This is a genomic window from Janthinobacterium sp. OK676 (genome assembly GCF_900103595.1).
GTDB lineage: Bacteria > Pseudomonadota > Gammaproteobacteria > Burkholderiales > Burkholderiaceae_D > Janthinobacterium.
This window is the reverse complement of sequence record NZ_FNHA01000009.1, coordinates 213,579-236,505: the sequence shown is the minus strand read 5'-3', so window position 1 is coordinate 236,505 and position 22,927 is coordinate 213,579. Positions and strand designations below refer to the sequence as shown.

Sequence of the window (22,927 nt, the reverse complement as noted above, 5' to 3'; positions counted from 1 at the left end):
CCAATGGAACAATGAGGTTGTATGGATATCGATCCCGGAGATCTGCTGCTGTTCGCCCGCGTCGTCGAATGCGGCAGTTTCAGTCGCGCCGCCGTGCGCGTGGACTTGCCCAAGTCGACCCTGTCGCGCCGTATCTCGCTGCTGGAAGCGAAACTGGGCGAACGATTGCTGCTGCGTACCACGCGCAAGCTGGCGCTGACGGAGTTTGGTGCCAGCCTGCTCGAGCATGCGCGCAAGGTGGTCGAGGAAACGGAGGCGGCCGGCGCCCTGGCGCAGCACCGCCAGGCCGGACCCAGCGGCTTGCTGCGCATTTCCATGCCGGCCGATTTCGGCGACACCCTGATGCGCCAGGTGCTGGCCGAGTTCGTGCGCCGTTATCCGGCCATTTCGCTGGAACTGGACTTGTCGGCGCGCCGCGTGGATTTGCTGGAAGAAAATTTCGACCTGGCCATCCGCATGGGCAATTTGCCCGACGATGCCAGCCTGTCCGCGCGCCGCGTGGCCTTCAGTACGCTCGCCCTGTACGCCTCGCCGCAATACACGAGCGTGCACGGCTTGCCCGAGCATCCCGACGATCTGTACGGCCATGATCTGCTCAGCTTGCCCCGCGCCGTGCATGGCCTCGTGCACTGGACTTTGATCCGCGGCAAGACGACGTGGGAGCGCGATCTGCCCGTGCGCCTGCTGGCCAATTCTCCGGAATTGCTGGTGCGCATGGCGTGTACGGGCGTGGGCATCGCGGCCAGCACGGACCGCTTTGCCATGGCCTATGTGGCGACGGGGGAATTGGTGCGCGTGCTGCCGGAGTGGAGTTTTCCGCTGGTTACGGGCTGGGCCGTGTTTCCCGGCCGGCGCTTGATGCCGGCCAAGACGCGGGCATTCCTGGACTTGATGGAAGAGATGTACAAGACGGACGCGCCCGTGTAGCGCGCATCCGGATGCCTTACTTGGGCAGGTTGCCCATGACTTCGCCCAGCTGCACGGGGCCGGCCGGTTGCCAGCTGGCGTTGAATTGCACGGTGTCTTTCGGGAACAGCATGACGACGGTGGAGCCGAGCAGGAAGCGGCCCAGTTCTTCGCCCTGTTTCAGCACGACATTGTCGTTCGCATAGCTCCAGTCGCGCACCTGGCCCGTGCGCGGCGGATTGACGACGCCGTGCCAGACGGTGGCCATGCTGCCGACGATGGTGGCGCCGACCAGGGTCATGACGAAGGGGCCGTTGGCCGTGTCGAACACGCAGACGACGCGCTCGTTGCGGGCGAACAGGCCGGGAATGCCGCGCGCCGTCGTCGGGTTGACGGAAAACAGTTCGCCGGGCACATAAATCATGCGCGTCAAACGGCCGTCGCACGGCATGTGGATGCGGTGGTAGTCGCGTGGGCTCAGGTACAGGTTGGCGAAGCTGCCATGCTCGAACTTGGCCGCCAGGGCCGCATCGCCGCCGACCAGGGCCGTGGTGCTGAAGTTGTGGCCCTTGGCCTGGAAGATCTGGTCCTTGTCGATCGTGCCGAACTGGCTGATGCGGCCATCGACGGGGCAGATGTAGTCGGCCTTGGCCAGCGGGCGGGCGTCGGGGCGCAGCGCGCGCGTGAAAAAGTCGTTGAAGCTCGTGTAGTGCGTGATGTCCGGGTCCAACGCCTCATCCATGTTGACGTTGTAGCGGCCGACGAACCAGCGGATCAGCCGCGTCGTCATGGCGCCGCCCTTGGCGCCCGCGATGCGGCCGGCAAAGTTGGTCAGTGCTCCTTTGGGTAGCAGATATTGAGGCAGGACGGCAAGACGGTCAGACACGATGGGAAGCCTTTGACGGGGTGATGGGAACAATGGTGAAAACGCATTATAGCGGCGATGTGGCGCGCAATGATATGCGCCGTATGCAAGGGGGCGTATCACGCTTCGCCGCCGAATTTAATTTGCCATAAGAAATATTTTCGGGAAACTGCGCTACCCGATAAAAATTGCAGCACAATACGGCGGCCTGTTTTTTAGCTTTTAGCCATTTTTATTCAGCCAACTTTTTTCAGCCAGGTCATGATGCCACGCCGTTGCCTCCGCCTTACCGTTATTTGTTCCGCCGTGTTACTTGCCTGGAATGTCCAGGCCCGGCAAGCCGAAGCGCCAGCCGACGTCGCCGCTTCCACCGCTGCGCCGCTGAAGGCTGACAAGCCCGCTGCGCCCGCCATGCAAACCGTGGAAGTCAAGGGCAGCGGCTATGATCCGCGCCGCGACGATACGGCCAGCAAGATGGTGGTCAGCAGCGAAGAGATACTCAAGTACGGCGACTCGAACGTCACCGACGTGCTCAAGCGCTTGCCCGGCATTACCGTCTCCGGCGCGGCCGGACGCTCGGGCGGCGAAATCCGCATGCGGGGCCTGGGCAGCGGCTACACGCAGATCCTGCTCAACGGCGAGCGGGCGCCGGCCGGTTTCTCGCTCGACACCCTGTCGCCCGACGTGATCGAACGCATCGAAATTCTGCATGCGGCCAGCGCCGAGTACAGCACGCAGTCGATCGCCGGCACCATCAACGTGGTGCTGAAAAAGGCCGTGAAGACGGCGCAGCGCGAGCTCAAGCTGGGCGTGCAGGGCAGTGACGTGAGCTTTTCGCCCAGCGTCAACGTGCAGCTTTCCGACCGCGACGGCAATTTCTCATACTCGATGGCCGGCTCGCTGTTCCGCTACGACTACCATTACGACAATCCCGGCCTGGAACTGGGCTACGCCCCCGATGGCCGGCAAAACCTGCTGCGCCGCACGAACGGCACGGGCGACGGCCGCCCGGAAGGCATCAACCTGTCGCCACGCCTGAACTGGGTGCTGGCCAATGGCGACAACGTGACGGCGCAATTCTTCTTCAATGGCGGGCGCTCGAACCACCGCAACTTCAGCCGCGCGGAAACGCAGCAGGGCTTGCGTCCCGACTACGACACCAACACGGGTAGCTCGAGCAACCACAACGCCTTCGGCCGCAGCGACCTGACGTGGATGCACAAGCTGGCCGGCGGCGCCAGACTGGAACTGAAAATTGGCGCCTCGGCCGCCCGCAATACGTCCGACAGCCTGCAGCAAGGTTTTGTCGACGGCAGCGGCCTGGCGCTCGAGCGCAAGGTGGGCGTGAAGGCGACGGAAAACGGCGTCAGTTCGACGGGTAAATATTCTTCACCCTTGCTGCCCGGCCATGCCTTGTCGATGGGCTGGGATGGCGCCTACACGGAGCGCGACGAAACGCGCCGGCAGCGCGAAGCGGCCCTGGCAGCCTTGGGCGCGCGCCCGCCCGTCAACAGCGACGAGGGTTTCGACGCCACCATCAAGCGCCTGGCCCTGTACGTGCAGGACGACTGGGAAATCACGCCGCGCTGGTCCATGTATGCGGGCGTGCGCTGGGAAGGCATCGATACGCGCAGCGCGGGCGATACCTATGACGAAGTGAATCAGCGCACCAGCGTGTGGAGCCCGTTGCTGCAAACGCTGTGGAAGCTGCCCGATACCAAGGGCGACCAGGTACGTTTGGCCCTGACGCGCACCTACAAGGCGCAGCCCACGGCGAGCCTGATTCCGCGCCGCAATACCTCGACCAACAATAGCCAGACGGACCCTGACCGCGAAGGCAATCCCTACCTGAAACCGGAGCTGGCGCTGGGCATCGACGCCTCGTACGAGCACTACTGGGCCGAAGGCGCCTTGCTTAGCGCGCGCGCCTCGGCCCGCCGTATCGATGGCTACACGCGCCAGGGGCTGCTGTTCATCAATGACCGCTGGGTATCGACGCCCGTCAACGATGGCCGCGCCAATACTCAGACATTGGAACTTGAAGCGAAGTTCCCGCTGCGCGCCGTGATGGCCGCGCCCGTGCCCGCCATCGACTTGCGCGCCAGCATCAGCCGCAACTGGTCGCAAGTCGAACGCGTGCCGGGGCCGGACAACCGCCTCGACCAGCAAACCCCCGTCAGCGGCAACTTCGGTCTCGACTACAAGACGCCGGACGGCGTGCTGACGACGGGCGGCAGCTTCAACTTCCGCAATGGCGGCCCCGTGCGCATCACGGAGCGCCAGAGCGCCTACACCTCGCCGCGGCGCGACGTCGACATTTATGCGCTGTGGAAATTCGATGCGAAGAACCAGCTGCGTCTGGCCGTGTCGAACTTGTTGGCGCAAGACTTCGAAAGCACCACCGCGTATGCGGACGCCAGCGGCACGATAGCCCGTAACAGTATTTCGCCGAGTTCGCCGCAGGCGCGCGCGACCCTGGAAATGAAGTTCTGAGCGCGCTGTTTCTATACTGAAAACCCCGGCCGGCATCCCCGCTGGCCTATAATCTCGGCAATCGCGCGCACGGCCCGTCCGTGCGCGCCACCTTTTACTTTGCCAAGATTGCTTTCCCCATGACGTTTTCCTCCCTCGGCCTGATCGATCCCCTGGTCCGCAAACTTGACGAGCTCGGCTATGCCAAGCCCACGCCCGTGCAGGCGCAAGCGATTCCTGCCGTGCTGGCCGGGCGCGACCTGATGGCCGCCGCCCAGACGGGTACGGGCAAGACGGCCGGTTTCGCCGTGCCACTGCTGCAGCGCCTGACATTGGAAGGCGTGGTGGCGCCCCAGTGCGTGCGCGTGCTGGTGCTCGTGCCCACGCGCGAACTGGCCGAGCAAGTCTATGCCAGCTTCCGCAGCTATGGCGGCAACTTGCCGCTGCGCAGCTTTGTCGCGTACGGCGGCGTACCCATCGAGCCGCAGATCAGCAAGTTGCGCAAGGGCCTCGACGTGCTGGTGGCCACGCCCGGCCGTTTGCTGGACTTGCAGACGCAGGGCGCCGTCAAGTTCGAGCAGGTGCAAACGCTGGTGCTGGACGAGGCCGACCGCATGCTGGACCTGGGTTTCGAGCGCGAGCTCGACTTGCTTCTGATGACCATGCCCAAGCAGCGCCAGACCCTGCTGTTCTCGGCCACCTTCTCGGACGCCATCCGCGCCATGGCGAAAACCATGCTGAAGGATCCCGTCTCGGTCGAGGTGAGCGCGCGCAACAGCACGGTCAAGGCCGTCAAGCAGTCGGTCATCGTGTGCGACAAGAAACGCAAGCCGGAACTGTTTTTGCACTTGCTGAAGAAAAAGCGCTGGGGCCAGGTACTGGTCTTCGTCAAGACGCGCAAGGGCGTCGAGCAACTGGTGGCGACCTTGCTGGAGCAGGGCTTGCGCGCCGATTCGATTCACGGCGACAAGACGCAGCCGAACCGCCTGCGCGCGCTGGCCCGTTTCAAGGCGGCCGAGGTGCAGGTGCTGGTGGCCACCGACGTGGCCGCCCGTGGCCTCGATATCGATCAATTGCCGATCGTCGTCAATTTCGACTTGCCCACCGTGGCGGAAGACTATATCCACCGCATCGGCCGCACGGGCCGCGCGGGGGCCTCGGGCGAAGCGATTTCGCTCGTCTGCGCCGACGAAGTGGAATTGCTGTCGGCCGTCGAAGCGCTGACGCGGCAAACCCTGAAACGCGGCGAAGAACCCGGTTACGAGGCCGAGCACCGCGTGCCGGGTACGTCCGCCGGCGGCACGATCCAGAAAAAAGCCGTGAAAGTGCTGGCGCCAAAGGCGGCGGAGCGGGCCAAGAAAAGGCGCTTCTACAAATAATCGAGGGGGAGCGAGGCGCGCTGCACGGATATGCCATTCGTGCCATCATGCGCTTATGACCTCGATACCTTTGTTCCCGCTCAATACGGTGCTGTATCCCGATGGCTATCTGCCCCTGCAGATCTTCGAGGTACGCTATCTGGACATGATACGCAAGTGCATCATGGGCGAGCAGCCGTTCGGCGTGGTGCAACTGCTGGACGGCACGGAAGTGCGCAAGCCGGGCCAGTTGGAAACCCTGGCGCCCGTGGGCACCCTGGCGCGCGTCGTTGACTGGGCCGCGCCCCTGTCGGGTTTGCTGCAAATCAAATGCATGGGCATGCAGCGCTTTCACATCGTTTCCAGCGAACAGATGAAGCACGGCCTGTGGATGGCGCAGATCGAAACCTTGCCGCCCGACAAAGCCATTCCCATCCCGCAAGAGCAGCAGAACGTGGCCGACGCGCTCGGCGCCCTGATCCGCACCTTGCAGGAGCAAAAGATCCCGCCCGAGCAAATGCCCTTGCAGCCGCCGTTTCGCCTCGACGAGTGCGGCTGGGTGGCGAACCGCTGGTGCGAGCTGCTGTCCTTGAGCGCCATGCAAAAGCAATTGCTGCTGAGCCAGGACAATCCCGTGCTGCGATTGGAACTGGTGCAGGATATGCTCACGGAAAATGGTCTGCTCGAAGAGTAAAACATCCAGGGCCGCATGTTTTCTCATTGTTCCGTTGTGCAATTGCAATTTCTATTGAGAAATACTTTACGCTTTGCCGCCGCTGACATAAGATAATGCCCCTGGGCAAGATTGCCCTGGGCAACATTCAAGAGCACACGACATGGCAAAAGTAAGCGCGGAACAGATCAATGCGGCAATGGAAGCGATGGCGGGCGAAGGCCAGGTCATCACGGTGCGCGCCTTGCGCGAACGGCTGGGCAACGGCGCCTGCCTGGGTACCATCAGCAAGCTCTTGCAGCGCCGCAAGGCCGGTGCGCAGCGCCAGATCGCGGCGGCCGCCGAACTGTCGCCCGTGTTGCAGCAAGCCATCCTCGATTATGTAGGACAGGAATTAAGCGCCAGCCACAGCGCGCATGAAGCCGAGATGAATGACAATCAACAGGAATTGATGGACCTGGCCAGCGAGAACGAGCGCCAGCAGGAAGTGCTTGACCTGCAGGCGGGCGAGCTGGAAACCTTGCGCGAGGAACTCGAGCGCGAGCGGCAAGTGGCGAACCAGGCCCGCACGGACCTGGCCAAGGCGCAGCTGCGCCTGGAAGGCTTGCCGCGCCTGGAAGAGGCGGCCGAGCAGGCACGCATGGACCTGGCCAAGGCGCAATTCAAGCTCGAAGGCATCCCCCGTCTGGAAGAGGCTGCCGAAGCGGCACGCGCCGAACTGATCCAGGCCCAGCTGAAGCTGGAAAGCCTGACGCGCGTGGAAACGGAACTGGCCGCCGTGCGCCTGGAACTGGAAGCGGAACGCGAAGAGCTGGGCGAAACGCGCGCCGAGCTGGACGAGGAGCGCACCTTGCGCATCAAGGCGCAGCAGTTCATCGTCGATCCAATATTCAAGACGCCTGTTTGAAGTCGTTACGTTAGGGGGCTCTGTTAGCCGGCGCACGGAATCGTATTATCAGGCGCGGCAAAATAGTTCAGTGATCCGGGCGCGAAAGGGACAGGCATGGAAACGCTGATCGTCATGGGAGCTTCCGTGGGCGGCGTGAGCGCACTGTCCACCATCTTTGCCGCCTTGCCGGCGGACCTGCCCGCGGCAATCCTGGCCGTCATGCACGTGGGGGCGCGCAACAGCGTGCTGCCCGAGATCCTCAGCAAAACCTCCGCCTTGCCCGTGCGCTTTGCCGAAGAGCGCGAACCCGTGCGCGCGGGGCGCATCCTGCTGGCGCCGCCGGACCGGCACATGCTCGTTGCCAATCTGGCCGGGCAGGCGATGGTCGAGCTGACCCGGGGACCGAAGGAAAACCACACGCGTCCCGCCATCGACCCCCTGTTTCGCAGCGCAGCCGCCGCTTTCGGACCGAAGGTGGTGGGCGTGATTCTCAGCGGCTACCTCGACGATGGCACGGCAGGCTTGCAAGCCATCAAGGCTTGCGGCGGCAGGGCGCTGGTGCAGGAACCGCAGGACGCGGTGGCGCCGTCGATGCCGCAAAGCGCGATCGATCATGCCGAGGTGGACTGGCGCCTGCCGTCCGCCGAGATCGGCCCGGCCCTGCTGGCGCTGGCCAGCGGCACGCCGGCAGCGGCCAGCGGGGCGCAGTCCTTGCCGCCCCCGCCCCTGTGGGTCGCCGTGGAAAACCGTTTTGCCCGGGGAGTAGGGGATATGGAGCAACTGGAAAAAATTGCCACGCCATCGACGTTCACCTGTCCCGAATGCCAGGGCACCTTGTGGGAGCTGCATGGCCGGGAGCCGCAGCGTTTTCGCTGTCACACGGGCCACAGTTTCACGGCGCGGATGCTCGGCGAATTGCAGCATGAAAAGGCGGAAGACGCCATCTGGGCCGCCGTCAGGGCGCTGCAGGAGAAAGAAAAGCTGTACCTGAGCCTGGCAGCCAAGGCCCAGGCCTGGCTGCATCCGGGCACGGCCAGCGAGTATGCGGCCAAGGCGCGCCAGGCGGGCGAGCAGGCCGATGTGCTGAAACGGGCCTTGCTGGCTTAAAATAGCGCACGGTCGCGCCATGCCGCGCGACGCCTGATCGTAAAGAAAGTTTATGTCTGCAGAGAAAAAAGAGCCGCTTCCGCTTGCGGCAGCCCCCATATTGCCGCGCGCGCTGCCGCCCCGGCCGCCAGCAGAATTCAGTTCGCCCGAAGCGGCCCTGGCCCGCAAGCAGGCGCGCGAAGCCAAGGATGCGCAGGTGCGCGGCGTTACCTCTATAGACGCCATGCGCGAGGCCATCAAGCAGGCGGCGCGTGACTTGCCCACCATCACCGAGGTGCCGCGCCTGGCCATGCTGGACGCGGCCGCTTTCCGCGCCCGTGCCGCACTGGGCCTGCCCTTCCTGATGCGCGGGCTGGTGCGGCGCTGGCCCTTATCCAAGCTGGAGCCTCGCGTCTTGCGTGAACAGTTCAGCCACGTGCCCGTGCGGGCGCGGGTGGGCGACTACGTCAACACGGCCTTTGCGGCCGACCGCGCCATGCAGGATATGTCGATGGGGCAATACCTGGACCTGGTGGCGGAGGGCAAGTATGTGCTGCCGCCCTACCTGGGCAACCTGGAATTACGCGAGCTGAACCGTTTGTGCCACTGGCCCACGTATTTCGACAAGATGGGCCCGCCACGTTTCTGGGTGGGGCCGGCCGGCACGGTCACGCCCTTGCATTGCGATTATGATGACAATATCTTCGCCCAGGTGTGGGGCCGCAAGCGCATCTTTTTGTCGCCGCCGCACCACGACGCTTTTCTTTATCCGAGCGAAGCGAACGCCATCCTGTTCGGCTCGCCGTTCGACCCGGAAGCGCCCGATTTTGAGCGTTTTCCCCTGGCACGCCAGGCCGCCATGATCGAATGCATCGTCGAGTCGGGCGACATGCTGTACGTGCCTGCCGGCTGGTACCACCAGGTGCGCGCGCTGACGTTTTCCCTTTCCTCGAACCGCTGGGCCAGGGCCGTGCCGCTGGCACTGCATGGGGAGATGGCGCTGGGGCTTACCGAGGCTTAATCCGATGGCACGATGGCCTTGCCGTCGGCGCGCAGGCGCCCGGGCCGCCATTCGCTGAGGATGCCCGCACAAATGATCAGTATCGCGCCCACAATGGCCAGGGCCGGCAGCCGTTCTCCGGCGATGCGCCCGATCACGCCCGCCCACACAGGCTCGCCCGCATAGATCAAGGTCGCCTTCGTGGCGGAGATGCGCTTTTGCGCCCAGTTCATCACATACTGGATCAGCGCGCTGGCGCAGCCCAGGGCCAGCACGCTGAGGATGAAGGTCTGGCTCAGGGCTGGCGGCGCTTCGCCCATGACGGGCATCAGCAGTACGGCGATCAGGGACGCCGTGGCCAGTTGCACGATGGTCACGCGCAGGATGTGCAGCTGCGGCGAGACACGGCTGATGAGGATGATTTCCAGGGCAATCGCGATGGCGCCCACGGCCGTGATCAGCTCGCCTTTGCCAAACACCATGTTCAGGCCGTCCGTGCCCGTGAGCAGCAGCAAGCCGGCGAACGCCAGCACGACGGCCGCCCACACGGCGGCGTGGGGCCGCTGCTTGAAGACCAGCCATTGCACCAGCGGCACGATGGGCACATAGAAGGCCGTGATGAAGGCGGACTTGCTGCTGGAAATATGCATCAAGCCATAGGTTTGCAGCGCGTAGCCGCCAAAGATGCTCACGCCAATGGCCATGCCCGTCAGCAATTCGGCCTTGCTCAGATGGCGCAGCTGGCCCCGGCAAATCAGGGCGCCGATGCCGGCGGCCACGGCAAATCGGGCAGCCACGAAGGCCAGCGGGCCGCTGACCGTCACGGCATGTTGCACGACGAGAAACGTGCCGCCCCAGATGAAGGTGATGGCGATCAGGGCCAGTTCGGGCAGGCCGAAGGCGGGCGGGGGACTTGCATGTGTTTTCATGGGAGGCTATGCTATGAGCAAAATATTTCCCATCATCATAGGAGCAATATATTGCGCAGTCAAGCCGAGGCCGGTGGCGTACTGGCACACCTGGCCACCAATCTGCGGCGCTTGCGCCTTGCCGCCGGCTTCAGTCAGGAAGAACTGGCACGCAGGTCTGGCCTGAGCCGGCGCATGGTCAATGGCGTCGAAGCGGGCAGCACCAACATCAGCCTGGCCAACCTCGACCATGTGGCGGCCGCCTTGAACGTGGCCTTTGTCGACCTCGTGCAGCCGCCGCAGCAAGCGCACGACAGCCTGCGCGTGCTGATGTGGCAAAGTGCGACGCAGGCCAGCCAGGCCGTGCTGCTGGGCGCGGCGCCCGCCAGCCGGCAGGTGGAACTGTGGTCGTGGACCCTGGCGCCAGGCGAGCGCTACGATGCGCAAGCTGATCCGGCCGGCTTCAGCGAAATGCTCTACGTGCTGGAAGGAACGCTGCAACTCGTGCTGGCGGCGGAAACGAGGCAGTTGGCCACGGGCGATTTTTTCGTCTTCAGCAGCGCGCAAGCATATGCCTACGTGAATGCGGGCGAGTCTACCTTGCGCTTTACGCGCAATGTGGCCAGCTGACGGCGCAATCAGAGCAGGCTACATCCTCCGGCAACAGTATCGGCTGTTCATGGCGGGGACGCTGTCGAGACCGCCGATGGCGTGGGGTTGAAAAAGCGTCGTTATCTAGATGTTCTGTGTCATGCGTCGATATCCTTGGCAGGGTGGCGTTTGGCATGCCCGCCCCGTTGCGCCCGGTAAATGCCCGCGTGGCCGGAAAACAGATAGGCCACGACGCAGGCGAGGGCCGCGTACACGCCGATCTCGGTGCCGAACAGTTCCATCGCCATCAGGGTCGAGGCAATCGGCGTGTTGGCGGCGCCCGCAAAGACGGCAACGAAGCCGATGGCGGCCAGCAGGGTAACGGGCTGGTGCAGTAGCGGCCCCAGCGCATTGCCCAGGGTCGCGCCGATGAAGAACAAGGGCGTCACTTCGCCGCCTTTGAAACCCGTGCCCAGCGAGACGATGGTGAACGCCATCTTGCCGAGGAAATCCCAGGCGGGCAGCGTTTCCTTCAGCGCGTCGGCGATGGTGGGGATGCCCAGGCCGATATACTTGTCCGTGCCGATCAGCCACACGGCAATGGCAACGACGAGGCCGCCCACGAGCGGGCGCAGCGGTGCGTAGCTGATCCAGCGTTTCATCAGGCCGCTCAAGCCGTGCGTGGCTTGCGCAAACACTTTGCCCGTCACGCCGAACAGCACGCCAGCGATCACCATGGCGCCCAAGGTCCAGGCGGAGAGGGCGGGGATCAACGGCACGGCGTAGTGCGTATGGTGAATGTTCAATAATGGCGCCCACAGCAAGCCCACCTGGTCGGCGATGACGGCGGCCAGCAGGCAGGGCAGCATGGCTTCGTAGCGCAGGCGGCCGATGGCCAGCACTTCCAGGCCGAAGATGGCGCCCGCCAGCGGCGTGCCGAAGACGGAGGCAAAGCCGGCGCTGATGCCGGCCATCAGGATGATGCGGCGGTCTTCGTTGTTCAGACGGAACAGGCGCGTGAGCTGGTCGGCCAGCGCGCCACCCATCTGCACGGCCGTGCCTTCGCGTCCAACCGAGGCGCCGAACAGATGCGAGATGACAGTGCCGCCCAGCACCAGAGGCGCCATGCGCAGCGGGATGATTTTTTTCGGGTCGTGGATTTCATCGATGAGCAGGTTCGCACCGCCTTCGACGCTGCCGCCGTAGCGCAGATACAGCCAGCCGACGGCAAAGCCGGCCACGGGCAGCAGCCAGATCAGCCAGGCGTGCGCCATCCGCGTGCGCGTCGCCCAGTCGAGGGCAAACAGGAAGAGTGCCGAGGCCGTGCCGGCCAGCACGGCCACGACCAGGGCCAGCAGCAGCCATTTCAACAGATGCTTTAGTAGATCGGTGAGGGCGCTAAGACGCTGCATCGTGCATCCAGTCAAGGCTGATGGGTGGGAGTTTCCTACAGGCCCAGTTCCGCCACCAGCGCCTGGCCGATGGCCCGCTGTTCGGCCACAATGGCGCGCAGGTGGTGGGGGCGTGTCCTGACGTTCGTCATGACCACGCGCAGCACGTTGGTCGGGCCAGGGTAGCGCGTCGATTCCAGCACCGTGCGCGACACAAAGCTGTGGCCTTGCGCCTTTTGCCGGTTTTGCAGCTTGGCGTTCAAGGTGTTCAGCTGCTTGTTCAGTTCGGTGGCAGCCTCCACCTGGTCGCCGGCCAGCAAGGCCTCCATGCGCTGGCGCAAGTGCGCGGGCACGTAGCGGTAGGTGAGAATGAAGGTATCGGAGCGCGTGACCAGTTCGAAATCCCGCTGGTCTGCCAGCAAGTCTTGCAACTGGCCGGACAGGGTGGCCGCCTGCTGCAGCAAGGTCGTGTAGCCGGACACACCGAGCACCTTGAACGAGGTCCACAGTTTCAAGGCGTCGAAGCGGCGCGAGCCTTCCAGCGAGGTCTGGCCCAGGTCGCCCGAGTTGTCGCGCAGGATGTAGTTGGCGTTGTGCTTCAGCAGGTTCAGGCTGGCACTGTCCTTGAACAGCACCATGCTTTGCGCCATCGGCACCCATAGCAGCTTGTGTCCGTCGATGACGACGGAGTCGGCCAGGGCGATGCCGTCGTACAGCGCGCGGTACTGCTCCGCGATCAGCAGGGCGCCGCCCCAGGCCGCATCGACGTGGAACCAGATGGATTCGCGCGCGGCGATGGCGGCCATGGCGGCCAGCGGGTCGATGGCGCCCGTCTCCGTCGTGCCGGCGATGCCGATCATGGCGACGACCTTGATCTTGCGCAGTTTCAAATCGGCGATCGTGTCTTCCAGCGCGGCCACGTCGATGCGGTTGTCGCGGTCGACGGCCACCAGGTGCAGTGCGTTTTCGCCGAGTCCCAACGTCGCCAGTGCTTTCTTGACGGAATAATGGCTGCGCGCCGAGCCGATCACGGCCAGCCCCGCGTAGCCCGACTCCTGCATGGCGGCGAACAGGCCCCGCTTGCGCGTGCCCGGCAATTGGCTTTCCAGCGCCACGGCCAGCGCCGTCAAGTTGCCCATGGTGCCGCCATTGACGACATTGCCCAGCGCGCCGCTGGTGGCGGCCATGGCCTGCGTGTAGACGCTATCTGCCTGCTGGTAGACCTGACGGTGCAGCCAGCCGAGGATCTGTTTTTCGATCAGGGTCGACACGTACGCCGTCTCGATCTTGACCTGGTTCTGGTTCAGGGTGGCCGTAAACGCTTCGGCCAGCACGCTGATCCACGGCAAGGCCTGCGTCATGTGGCCGATGTATTGCGGGTGGTTCAGCTGGGCCGTATTGGCCAGCACGGTGGTGTCGAGTTCTTGCAGGAAATCTGCCACGGCCATGCCGTGTGCGGGCAGGCTGGTGTCGGACAGTTGCGTCAGCAGTTCCGCATACGGCGTGTGCGGATAGGCCGTGTCGCGTTCGGCGGCCAGCCAGCCGCCCAGCATGCGCAGCGCCTGCCGCAGGGGCGCGGGTGCCTGTTGCAGCGCATCGATGGAAAAATGCTGCTGCAGCAGCTGTTCGATAGCGGAGTCGGTCATTGGCTATGTTTCAATTATGGTGACCCTAATAAAAGTACTGGGGTCGGACCCTGAGGGTCCGACCCCGGACTTTGTTGTTGGGTTAGGCAAAAAAATGGCCCGGCGGAGACGGGATTCTACCCGACTCCGCCTGGGCGCATCAGTTTGCTATTGCCGTCTGTGATCAGAAGTAGTTGAGGCCCAGCGCCGACTTGACTTCATCGGCCGTGCGGGCCGCCACTTCGCGTGCCTTGAACGTGCCTTCTTTCAGCATCTGGATGACTTGCCCCTTGTCCTTGGCGAACTCTTCGCGGCGGGCGCGGATCGGCGCCAGCATTTCCTGCAAGACCACGTCGAGGCGCTTCTTGACGATGCTGTCGCCCAGGCCGCCACGCACGTAATGGGCTTTCATGTCGGCCAGCGCCGCTTTTTCCGGGTCGAACGCGTCCAGGTAGGTAAACGCGATATTGCCTTCCAGGTGGCCAGGGTCTTCCACGCGCAGGTGCAGCGGGTCGGTATAGACTTTTTTCACGGCGGCCGTGATTTCGGCCGGGGTCGCGCCCAGGTTGATGGTGTTGCCCAGCGATTTGCTCATCTTCGCCTTGCCGTCGATGCCGGGCAGGCGGCCGATATCGGGCACCAGCGCCTTGCATTCCATCAGCACTTCGCGGTTGTACATGCGGTTGAAGCGGCGCACGATTTCATTCGTTTGCTCGATCATCGGGATCTGGTCTTCGCCCACGGGCACCACGCCCGCCTTGAAGGCCGTGATGTCGGCCGCCTGGCTGGCCGGGTAGGTCAAAAAGCCGGCCGGAATGTCGCGCTCGAAGCCGCGCAAACGGATTTCTTCCTTGACGGTGGGGTTGCGCTCGAGGCGCGCCACGGTGACGATGTTCAGGTAGTAAAACGTCAGCTCGGCCAGTTCCGGGATTTGCGACTGGATGAACACGGTAGTCTTGCTTGGGTCAATGCCGACGGCCAGGTAGTCGAGCGCCACTTCGACGACGTTGCGGTGCACCTTGTCGATGTCGTCCATATTGTCCGTCAGCGCCTGCGCGTCGGCCAGCATGATGAATTGCTTGTAGCTGTTCTGGTAGCTGACGCGGTCGCGCAGGCTGCCCACGTAGTGGCCCAGGTGCAAAGGGCCGGTAGGGCGGTCGCCCGTCAGGATCACGGATTGCGAAGCGATGGCGGCGGGCGACAGCGGTGCTGCCGGTGCGTCGTTCTGGTCTTGGGTATCTGAAGTGTTAGGCAAGCTCATCAAGTTTCCTTTTGAGCCGCCTGCATCGGGGATGATCCAGGCTGAGCCTGTTACGCCACCGATCGAGGCGGCGTGGATCAAATTCACATCACTATAGAGTGGCCGCGCGGAAGTGAGCGGGACCACCAATTCAAGCAGGCGTGTTGTGACGGGATAAATTTCATGGCGTTATGGTTGCAGTTCGTGCGCGTTCTGTCAAGTTGCGCCCGGATTTATCTGCTGCGCTGCGTCAGAAGCTTGCCTATTGCGGAACTTGCTTTCCGGGTACTATTGCCGTTCGGCCACTTTTGCGTGGCATGAATCATTGGAGAACAGTATGCGCGTGTCGTCCCCCGTCCGGCTCACCGGCCTGGCCCTGGTTATAAGCTCCCTCTTTGCTGCGCCCGCGATGGCGCAAACGCCGAAAACGCCGCCCATGACGCCCGATATCGGCGCCAGGCTGGTGATGCCCGACGTCAATGATTACGTCAAGCGCGTGGTGATGATCCCCATGCGCGACGGCGTCAAGCTGTACACGGTCATCGTCGTGCCGAAAGACGCCAAACGGGCGCCCATCATGCTCACGCGCACGCCGTACAACGCGGCCCGCCGCGCCCAGCGCGCCACCAGCGCCAGCATGCTGGCCACCTTGCCGCAAGGCGACGACACCCTGGTGGAAAACGGCTACATCCGCGTGTTCCAGGACGTGCGCGGCAAGCATGGCTCCGAAGGCGATTACGTGATGACGCGCCCCGTGCGCGGCCCGCTCAACAATACCAAGGTCGATAACGTCACCGATGCGTGGGACACCATCGACTGGCTGTCGAAGAATATTCCGGAAAGCAACGGCAAGGTGGGCATGCTCGGCTCCTCGTACGAAGGGCATACGGTGCTGATGGCCCTGGTCGACCCGCATCCGGCGCTGAAGGTAGCCATTCCCATGAGCGCCATGGTCGATGGCTGGCGCGGCGACGACTGGTTCCACAACGGCGCCTTCCGCATGCCGAGTCTGTCTTACCTGGCGTGGCAGACGAGCGTGCGCGGCAGCGCCGAATCTCCCGTGCTGGGCGTCTACGACGATTACGAAGCGTATCTGCGCATCGGCTCGGCGGGCGATTTTGCGAAGAAATTCGGCATCGACAAGCTGACGTACACGAAAAAACTGTTCGAGCACCCGGCCTACGACAGTTACTGGCAGGAACAGGCGCTGGATAAAATCCTGGCGAAACGCCCGCTGATCGTACCCACCATGCACGTGGTGGGCCAGTGGGACCAGGAAGACATCTACGGTCCCTACGCCACCTATACGGCGATGGAAGGGCGCGACAAGCACAACAACCTCAATTACCTGGCCATCGGCCCGTGGCGCCACAGCGGCGTCAACTATGAAGGCTCAAGCCTGGGCGCACTGAAGTTTGACGGCGATACGGCGCGCCAGTTCCGTGAAAAAGTCATGCAGCCATTCCTCAATCAATATCTGAAGGATGATGCGCCGGAAGCGAACACGGCGCCCGTCGTGTCCTACCAGAGCGGCACGAACCAGTGGCAGCGCCTGCAGCAGTGGCCGCTGGCCTGCGAGACGTGCGACACCAGGCTGACGCCGATCTACCTGCAGGACGGCTCCCGGCTGGGCTTTGCGGCGCCAGCGGGCGCTGCGGATGCGGCCGAAGGCGCCTTCGATGAATACGTGGCCGATCCGGCGAAACCCGTGCCTTTCGTGCCCCGTCCCGTGCGTCTTGGCGATGGCGACCAGTGGAAGCCATGGCTGGTCAGCGACCAGCGCGGCTATGCCGACCGCACGGACGTACTCAGCTATGTTTCCGAACCGTTGAAAACGGCCGTGCGCATCGCCGGCGCGCCGATGGTCAACCTGTTCGCCGCCACCAGCGGCACGGATGCCGACTGGGTCGTGAAACTGATCGACGTGTATCCGGACGAAGTGCCGTCGCAGCCGGCCATGGGCGGCTATCAATTGGGCGTGGCGATGGATATCTTCCGTGGCCGCTACCGCGACAGCTTCGAGCACCCGACGGCCATTCCAGCCGGCAAGGTGGAGCGCTACCGCTTCGCTTTGCCGAACGCGAATCACGTCTTCCTGCCCGGCCACCGCATCGCCGTGCAAGTGCAGTCGAGCTGGTTCCCGCTGTACGACCGCAACCCGCAAACCTTTGTGCCGAACATCTTCCTGGCCCAGCCCGGCGATTATAAAAAGGCGACGCAGCGCGTGTACCACGCGGCAGGTGCCGCCAGCGCCATCGAGTTGCCGATTGCGCCGCTCGACGCCCGCTAGCCGGCGCGCATGAGCACAGCTCCCACCGCGACCAGGGCGATGGCCAGGTAGCGGCGGGGGCTGATTTTTTCGCGCAGGAACAATGCCGCGATGGCGATGGCGAACAAAATCGACGTTTCGCGCAGGGCCGCGATGGCGGCCACGGGCGCCTGCGTCATGGCCCACAGGGCCAGGCCGTACGAAGCGAGCGTGCCGAAACCGCCAAAGGCGGCCAAACGCCATTGCGTTTGCGCATAGGCAAGCAAGTCGGCGGGGCGGCGCAACGCCGTCCACAGCAGCAGCCCGCTTCCGTTCAAGACAAAAATCCACATCGTGTAGGCGGCCGGCGCGCCGGACAGGCGCACGCCGATGCCGTCGATCAGGGTATAGCTGGCGATGACGCAGGCGTTGCCCAGCGCAAAGGCCGTGGCGCGCCCCGTGTTGTTCGCGGTGCCCGTGGCGGGCCGGCGCGCGGCGAGATACAGGCCAAGGATGCCCGCGCAGATGCAGGCGACAGCGCCCGTCTGCATGGCGGACAGGCGTTCGCCGATCAGCGGCCAGCTGGCCAGCGCCACGATCAGGGGCGCGCTGCCGCGCATCAGGGGGTAGGCATGGCTCATGTCGCCGGCCTTGTAGGCGGCAGCCAGCAGGGAATAATACGCCAGCTGCGCCACGGCCGAGGCGGCCAGCCAGGGCCAGCTGGCGGGCGCGGGAGCATCGACGAAGGGCAGCACGGCCAGCGAGATCAGGGCCGCGCCGACGGAGACGAGCACCGTGCTGAGAAAGGTATCCTTGCCCGACTTGACGATGGCATTCCAGCTCGCGTGCAGCAGCGCGGCAAACAGGACGACGGCGACGACGAAACCGGACATGCGGGCCTTAGCGGGGGCGTATGCTCTGGGACAACAGTTCCTGGCGGTGATGACGCTGGAAACCCTCCATCAGGGTGCCCGAGCGACCCGCTTTTTCCAGCAGTTCGCGCAGGATGGCCTGGTCTTCCGCCGTCAGCGACTTGCGCGACAGGTAGGCGCCGCTCATGCCCCACGGCAATTCCGGCAAGGCTTCCAGGCGCAATCGGTCGGCCAGGCCATACACGCGCGCATCGTTTTGCGCCGCGCCGGCCAGGATGGTGGGACTCATGATGGTGGCGTCGATGAAGCCGCTTTGCATCAGGCGCGCCACGGAGAGCGCGTCGACTTCGTAGAACAGGCGTCCCTGACTGCTCAGCTCCTTCGCCAGCGCCTGGTAGGACACGCCATAGTCGTAGCCGCGCACGAGGGCCACGCGCAATTCGCGCCGCTCGATCAGTTCCTGCATGGTGTTGATGGGCGCGCGCGCGCCTTGCAGCGAGATCAGCAGGGGACGATTGCCCATCAGGGGGATGAACAGGCCATGCTGGTCGCGGCGCGGCGTGCTGCTGGCCGGGATCAGCATATCGGCCTTGCCCGCCTCGAACATCGCTTCCAGGCGCGCACGGGGCACGGCCGTGAAGACGAAGTTGCAGCCGAGCTTGGCACCCATGCTGCGCAGCAAGTCGGGATAGATGCCGCCGATGCTGGCACCATTGATCACCACGCTGGCGCCGATGGCGGAGACGGGCACCTGGATGTCGCGCGAGCATTGCGCGCCGGCCAGCGACGGCAGCGCCAGCGCCAGCACGGCCATGGTTCGGCGCCAGGCGCTGGAATAAAAGTCAGTCATACCCATCCTTGCTTGCCATCGAATGCCGGGCATCGGTAACGCCCCGCTGATTATCCCATTCTCGCCTATTTATTTCTCAAATGCAATATTATGCCGGCGCCTACTTTGTGGTGGAAACCATCAGTCTTGCCTGGCGTTGCGCCTTGAAGTAGCGCCAGGCGACCACGATACCCAGGGTTTGCATGATGGCGCACAGGTAGAACGTGCTGCCGATGCGCCAGTCCTGCGGCGGCAAATGGCTCACTTCGCCAAGGATCAGGCTGCCCAGCAAAGGCATGATGATGATGCCCAGGCTGCTGATCGATTGCAGGGAGCCCATCAGTTCGCCCTGTTCGCTGGCGTTCGATGACTTCGAGATGATGCCTTGCAGGGCCGGGCCGGCGGCAAAGGCCAGCAGGTTGCACAGGATCAGCGCATACATCATCCAGCCCTGTGTCGCCATGCCGTACAGCAGGTAGGTGAGGGCGCCCGACGCCATGCCCAGCAGGGACAAGCGCACTTCGCCAAAGCGCTTGATGAGTATGCCCAGCAAACCCGCCTGCACGACGGCCGCGCACAGGCCCACGCAGAACAGGGCGATGCCGTTCTGGCGCGGCGTCCAGTCGAAGCGGAAGTGCGTGTACAGCACCCACGTGGTGTTGAGCATCATTTGCGCGAACGTCATCAGGCCGAAGGCCAGCACGAGGCCGCGGATTTCCACGCGGCGCACCAGTTTGAGCAGGGCGGCAAACGGATTGATGCGCGCGAGGGTGAAGGGCGGGCGCGGACCCGGCTGCAGCGATTCGGGCACGAAGAAATAGCCATAGATGAAGTTGGCCGCCGACAGGCCCGCCGCCACGTAGAACGGCAGGTGCAGATTGACTTCGCCCAGCAGGCCGCCCAGCATGGGGCCGCAAATGAAGCCCAGGCCGAAGGCGGCGCCGATCTTGCCGAAGCTCTTGGCGCGGTTGTCGTGCGTGGAAATGTCGGAGGCGTAGGCGGACGCGACCGACATGCTGGCCGACGAGACGCCGCCGATGATGCGGCCGATGAACAGGCAGGCCAGGTTCGGCGCCCAGCCCGTGGCGAGAAAGTTGACGCCCATGCCGGCCATCGAGTACAGCAGCACGGGGCGGCGTCCCACGCGGTCGCTGATGGCGCCAAGCATGGGCATGAAGATGAATTGCAGCAAGCCGAAGACGGCCGCCATGATGCCGTACCAGAACGCTTGCGCATCCTTTCCGCTGACAAAGTCGCCGATCAGGATGGGCAGCACGGGCACGACCAGGCCGATGCCCAGCATGTCGATGAAGACGCAGACGAGGATGAAATTGAGATTGCCGGCGCGCGCTGGCGCGGCGGCTGACGGGGAATGGCTGTCGGGGCTGATTTTATCGGACATGCATGCTTTCGGCGCGTTGGTGTTGCGCCGGCGCCTTGCAGTTTTCTGCTGGCGCGCGGCGCGATAGCTGAGGCTTGCATTATAGACAGCATGCACGCTGCTGGCTATCGCCACCCAAGTTATGCGCTCATTCCCCATTCGCCCGCAAACGCGGCGCGGAAATTTGTCAGCACGGCCAGCCGCTGTTCTGCCAGCGCGCGGCCGGCCGCCGTCTGCATCTTGCCGGGCAGCTTGTCGAGCTTGGTGACGATATGGTCGAGCGCATAGGCCTTGTCGTCGAGCGGGCGATGCCGGGCCAGCGGATCGCTGCCATGCGCGAGCGCGCTGTCCATGCGCGCGGCCGTATAGAACAGGCGCGCCAGTCCCACGGCGCCCAGTGCGTCGATGCGGTCCGCATCCTGCACGATTTGCGCTTCGATCGTGTGCGGCGGCAAGTCGGCGGAAAAACTGTGCGTCTCGATGGCGTGGGCCACGCCGGCCAATTTTTCCGCCGGGAAATCCAGTTCCGCCAGCTGGCGGCAAGCCAACGCCGCCGCCTGGCGCGAGGCCAGGTGGCGCTCGGGATGATTTTTCGGCAAGTTGACCAGGTCGTGCAGGTAGCAGGCGGCCATCACGGTCAGGGCGTCGGCCTGCGCATGTTCCTGCAGCAGGACACTGGCGTTGCGCCAGACGCGGTGCAGGTGATTGATGTCGTGGGCGCTGTCATCGCCCAGGCCGGCCGTGGCCAGCGCCAGCAGGCGTGGTTGCCATTGGGGAAGCAAAGAGTGCATGGTTCGAGTCGTAAAAAGCAGGGGCCGCCAGTGTGGCATAAAACGCCGCCGCGCGCGGCGGGGAGTCCGCATTGCGGCGTGCCGTATTTGCCACATAAGTTATATCTTTGAAAAGTGTCAACCAGTCGGTCGCTCTTTTTTAGTGCATGTAAAATTTACATGGGGTAACATTGCCGCACGGAAATTAGAGGCATAAGCTAATTGCGAGAAAGTATTTGCAAAAACATACAAGTGAAAGCGATTCCCTCATGGCTTTCACATCCAAGGCTTGCGTGCTGCGTGCCTTTGCATGCGCCCCAGGCGAGTTAACGAAAGGATCATCATGAACACCAATTCCAGCGACACTGGCGCAACCGTTGCCAAGGCTGCCGAATACCTGGCCTTTACCCTGGGCCAGGAAGAATATGGCATCGACATCCAGAAAGTCAGCGAAATCCGCAGCTATGAAACGCCGACCCGCATCGCCAACGCCCCCGAGTTCGTCAAGGGCGTGGTCAACCTGCGCGGCATCATCGTGCCGATCGTTGACATGCGCATCAAGTTCAACCTGGGCACGCCCAGCTATGACCAGTTCACCGTCGTCATCATCCTCAACATCGGCAACCGCGTCGTCGGCATGGTCGTCGACCGCGTTTCCGACGTCACCACCCTGATGCCCGAACAGATCAAGCCGGCGCCGGACATGGGCCGTTCGATCAACACGGAATACGTGATCGGCCTGGGCACCATCGACGAGCGCATGCTGATCCTGGTCGATATCGACCAGCTGATGTCCAGCGCCGACATGGGCTTGATCGAAAAACTAGCCGCTTGATTTTCCCCCGCCGCTCATTTTGACTGGATTTGTCGAAAACAATTGACTCTCGACATTGCTTGGTTTTTCTGCAAGGCGCACGCTAGCGCCTTTCCTGGCGCACGGTTCAGCCGAACCGTGCGCCAGTTTCACTTTGGTTTCACTTTTCATGCCCGTCTTGATAGCGCAGCCACTGAGCGTTCCAAGGGATGCCACCAGCCGTTCGGCGCGCTGCATCAGGGCTTTTTAGGATAGTCACATGAATGTATTACGCAACGTCAGCATCGGTGTCCGCCTCGGACTCGGTTTTGCCGTGATCTTGCTGTTTTCCATGCTCATTACGGGCATCAGCGTCTGGCGCCTGCACGACGTGGCCAGTTCCACGCGCGTCATGATGGAGCAGCCGCTGGCCAAGGAACGCTATATTTCCGACTGGTACGGCCGCATCGACAGCGCCGTGCGCCGCACCATCGCCATTGCCCGCAGCAGCGATACCTCGCTCAGCGGCTATTTCGCCGAAGAATCGAAAGTCTCGTCGTCCAGCTCGGCCGAACTGCAAAAGAAAATCGAGGCGCTGATCGACAAGCCGGAAGAAAAAGCCATGTTCGCGGGCTTGCTGGAACAGCGCAAGGTCTACATCGGTTCGCGCGACCAGGTCTACAAGCTGAAGGGTGAAGCGCAGGTCGACGCCGCCAACGAAGTGTTTGAAAAGACCTTCGTGCCGGCCGCCGCCAAGTACCAGAAGATGGTGCTGGACTTGCTGGAACACCAGCGCGCCAGCATCGACACGACGGCACGCGACATCGACGCCGTCGCCAATACCAGCCGCAACCTGATGCTGGTGCTCGCTGCGCTGGCGCTGGCTTTCGGCGTCGTCTGCGCCTGGGTCTTGACGACCGGCATCGTGCGCCCCCTGCGCACGGCCGTGGAGATTGCCCGCAAGGTGGCCGATGGCGACTTGACGGCGCAGATCGACGCCAGCGCCAAGGATGAAACCGGGCAATTGCTG

At 63.7% G+C, this 22,927-nt stretch carries 21 protein-coding genes; 11 read left to right on the top strand and 10 right to left on the bottom strand.

Annotation, left to right across the window (positions count from 1 at the left end; genetic code table 11):
- The first annotated feature begins 21 nt into the window (after nucleotides 1-21).
- Nucleotides 22-927, top strand: coding sequence for a LysR family transcriptional regulator (locus BLU39_RS18680; RefSeq protein WP_092715633.1), 906 nt, complete (start codon nucleotides 22-24; stop codon nucleotides 925-927).
- Between the two features lie 16 nt (nucleotides 928-943).
- On the opposite strand, the gene asd is transcribed toward BLU39_RS18680, so the two are convergent.
- The gene (gene asd / locus BLU39_RS18675; protein WP_092715631.1) at nucleotides 944-1,792 is read right to left on the bottom strand and encodes an archaetidylserine decarboxylase; all 849 of its coding nucleotides are present in this window, start codon (nucleotides 1,790-1,792) and stop codon (nucleotides 944-946) included.
- 285 nt (nucleotides 1,793-2,077) lie between these two features.
- Here asd and BLU39_RS18670 point away from each other — a divergent pair, with 285 nt between their 5' ends.
- From BLU39_RS18670 to BLU39_RS18645, 6 genes are all read left to right on the top strand, one after another.
- Nucleotides 2,078-4,264, top strand: coding sequence for a TonB-dependent receptor plug domain-containing protein (locus BLU39_RS18670; RefSeq protein ID WP_254789009.1), 2,187 nt, complete (start codon nucleotides 2,078-2,080; stop codon nucleotides 4,262-4,264).
- 119 nt (nucleotides 4,265-4,383) lie between these two features.
- Nucleotides 4,384-5,622 carry a DEAD/DEAH box helicase gene (locus BLU39_RS18665; RefSeq protein WP_092715781.1) on the top strand — a complete coding sequence of 413 codons (1,239 nt, stop codon included), beginning with the start codon at nucleotides 4,384-4,386 and terminating at the stop codon, nucleotides 5,620-5,622.
- Between the two features lie 55 nt (nucleotides 5,623-5,677).
- Nucleotides 5,678-6,295, top strand: coding sequence for an LON peptidase substrate-binding domain-containing protein (locus BLU39_RS18660; protein WP_092715629.1), 618 nt, complete (start codon nucleotides 5,678-5,680; stop codon nucleotides 6,293-6,295).
- A 142-nt stretch (nucleotides 6,296-6,437) separates the two neighbouring features.
- Nucleotides 6,438-7,181, top strand: coding sequence for a DNA-binding protein (locus tag BLU39_RS18655; protein ID WP_092715627.1), 744 nt, complete (start codon nucleotides 6,438-6,440; stop codon nucleotides 7,179-7,181).
- A gap of 96 nt (nucleotides 7,182-7,277) precedes the next feature.
- Nucleotides 7,278-8,270: a chemotaxis protein CheB gene (locus BLU39_RS18650; RefSeq protein ID WP_092715625.1), complete on the top strand. Its 993-nt coding sequence runs from the start codon at nucleotides 7,278-7,280 to the stop codon at nucleotides 8,268-8,270.
- Nucleotides 8,271-8,322: 52 nt separating this feature from the next.
- Nucleotides 8,323-9,270: a cupin-like domain-containing protein gene (locus BLU39_RS18645; protein ID WP_092715623.1), complete on the top strand. Its 948-nt coding sequence runs from the start codon at nucleotides 8,323-8,325 to the stop codon at nucleotides 9,268-9,270.
- Here the strand turns inward: BLU39_RS18645 and BLU39_RS18640 are convergent.
- Nucleotides 9,267-10,178 (bottom strand): DMT family transporter, encoded by a 912-nt coding sequence (locus tag BLU39_RS18640; RefSeq protein ID WP_092715621.1) that lies wholly within the window; start codon nucleotides 10,176-10,178, stop codon nucleotides 9,267-9,269. The two genes, BLU39_RS18645 and BLU39_RS18640, sit on opposite strands and share 4 nt — an antisense overlap.
- Nucleotides 10,179-10,229: 51 nt before the next feature.
- On the opposite strand from BLU39_RS18640, the gene BLU39_RS18635 reads away from it, so the two are divergent.
- Nucleotides 10,230-10,787, top strand: coding sequence for a helix-turn-helix domain-containing protein (locus BLU39_RS18635; protein WP_092715619.1), 558 nt, complete (start codon nucleotides 10,230-10,232; stop codon nucleotides 10,785-10,787).
- Nucleotides 10,788-10,906: 119 nt separating this feature from the next.
- Here the strand turns inward: BLU39_RS18635 and BLU39_RS18630 are convergent, their stop codons facing one another.
- From BLU39_RS18630 to trpS, 3 genes are all read right to left on the bottom strand, one after another.
- Entirely contained in the window at nucleotides 10,907-12,160 is a 1,254-nt protein-coding gene (locus BLU39_RS18630; protein ID WP_092715617.1) for a voltage-gated chloride channel family protein, read from the bottom strand.
- Between the two features lie 35 nt (nucleotides 12,161-12,195).
- A complete protein-coding gene (locus BLU39_RS18625) occupies nucleotides 12,196-13,785 on the bottom strand; it encodes a pyridoxal-dependent decarboxylase (protein WP_092715615.1) in 1,590 nt (529 codons plus the stop codon).
- A gap of 163 nt (nucleotides 13,786-13,948) precedes the next feature.
- Nucleotides 13,949-15,025: a tryptophan--tRNA ligase gene (gene trpS, locus BLU39_RS18620; RefSeq protein WP_175539357.1), complete on the bottom strand. Its 1,077-nt coding sequence runs from the start codon at nucleotides 15,023-15,025 to the stop codon at nucleotides 13,949-13,951.
- 316 nt (nucleotides 15,026-15,341) lie between these two features.
- On the opposite strand from trpS, the gene BLU39_RS18615 reads away from it, so the two are divergent.
- Complete coding sequence (locus tag BLU39_RS18615) at nucleotides 15,342-17,294, top strand: CocE/NonD family hydrolase (RefSeq protein WP_092715613.1); 1,953 nt, start codon at nucleotides 15,342-15,344, stop codon at nucleotides 17,292-17,294.
- Here the strand turns inward: BLU39_RS18615 and BLU39_RS18610 are convergent.
- The 4 genes from BLU39_RS18610 to BLU39_RS18595 all read right to left on the bottom strand — a co-directional run bounded on the left by BLU39_RS18610 (nucleotide 17,291) and on the right by BLU39_RS18595 (nucleotide 21,125).
- Entirely contained in the window at nucleotides 17,291-18,145 is an 855-nt protein-coding gene (locus tag BLU39_RS18610) for a DMT family transporter (RefSeq protein WP_092715611.1), read from the bottom strand. The two genes, BLU39_RS18615 and BLU39_RS18610, sit on opposite strands and share 4 nt — an antisense overlap.
- A 7-nt stretch (nucleotides 18,146-18,152) precedes the next feature.
- On the bottom strand, nucleotides 18,153-18,974 hold the full coding sequence (locus tag BLU39_RS18605) for a substrate-binding periplasmic protein (protein ID WP_092715609.1): 822 nt from the start codon (nucleotides 18,972-18,974) through the stop codon (nucleotides 18,153-18,155).
- Nucleotides 18,975-19,074: 100 nt separating this feature from the next.
- Entirely contained in the window at nucleotides 19,075-20,355 is a 1,281-nt protein-coding gene (locus BLU39_RS18600; RefSeq protein WP_092715607.1) for a TCR/Tet family MFS transporter, read from the bottom strand.
- Between the two features lie 119 nt (nucleotides 20,356-20,474).
- Nucleotides 20,475-21,125 carry an HD domain-containing protein gene (locus tag BLU39_RS18595; protein WP_092715605.1) on the bottom strand — a complete coding sequence of 217 codons (651 nt, stop codon included), beginning with the start codon at nucleotides 21,123-21,125 and terminating at the stop codon, nucleotides 20,475-20,477.
- 322 nt (nucleotides 21,126-21,447) lie between these two features.
- On the opposite strand from BLU39_RS18595, the gene BLU39_RS18590 reads away from it, so the two are divergent.
- Nucleotides 21,448-21,939: a chemotaxis protein CheW gene (locus BLU39_RS18590; RefSeq protein WP_034752308.1), complete on the top strand. Its 492-nt coding sequence runs from the start codon at nucleotides 21,448-21,450 to the stop codon at nucleotides 21,937-21,939.
- Here BLU39_RS18590 and BLU39_RS28300 read toward each other — a convergent pair.
- Nucleotides 21,928-22,155 (bottom strand): hypothetical protein, encoded by a 228-nt coding sequence (locus BLU39_RS28300; protein WP_139178366.1) that lies wholly within the window; start codon nucleotides 22,153-22,155, stop codon nucleotides 21,928-21,930. The two genes, BLU39_RS18590 and BLU39_RS28300, sit on opposite strands and share 12 nt — an antisense overlap.
- 22 nt (nucleotides 22,156-22,177) lie before the next feature.
- Here BLU39_RS28300 and BLU39_RS18585 point away from each other — a divergent pair.
- Nucleotides 22,178-22,927, top strand: a 750-nt coding sequence (locus BLU39_RS18585; protein ID WP_139178372.1) for an MCP four helix bundle domain-containing protein, incomplete at its 3' end; no start/stop codon positions are given.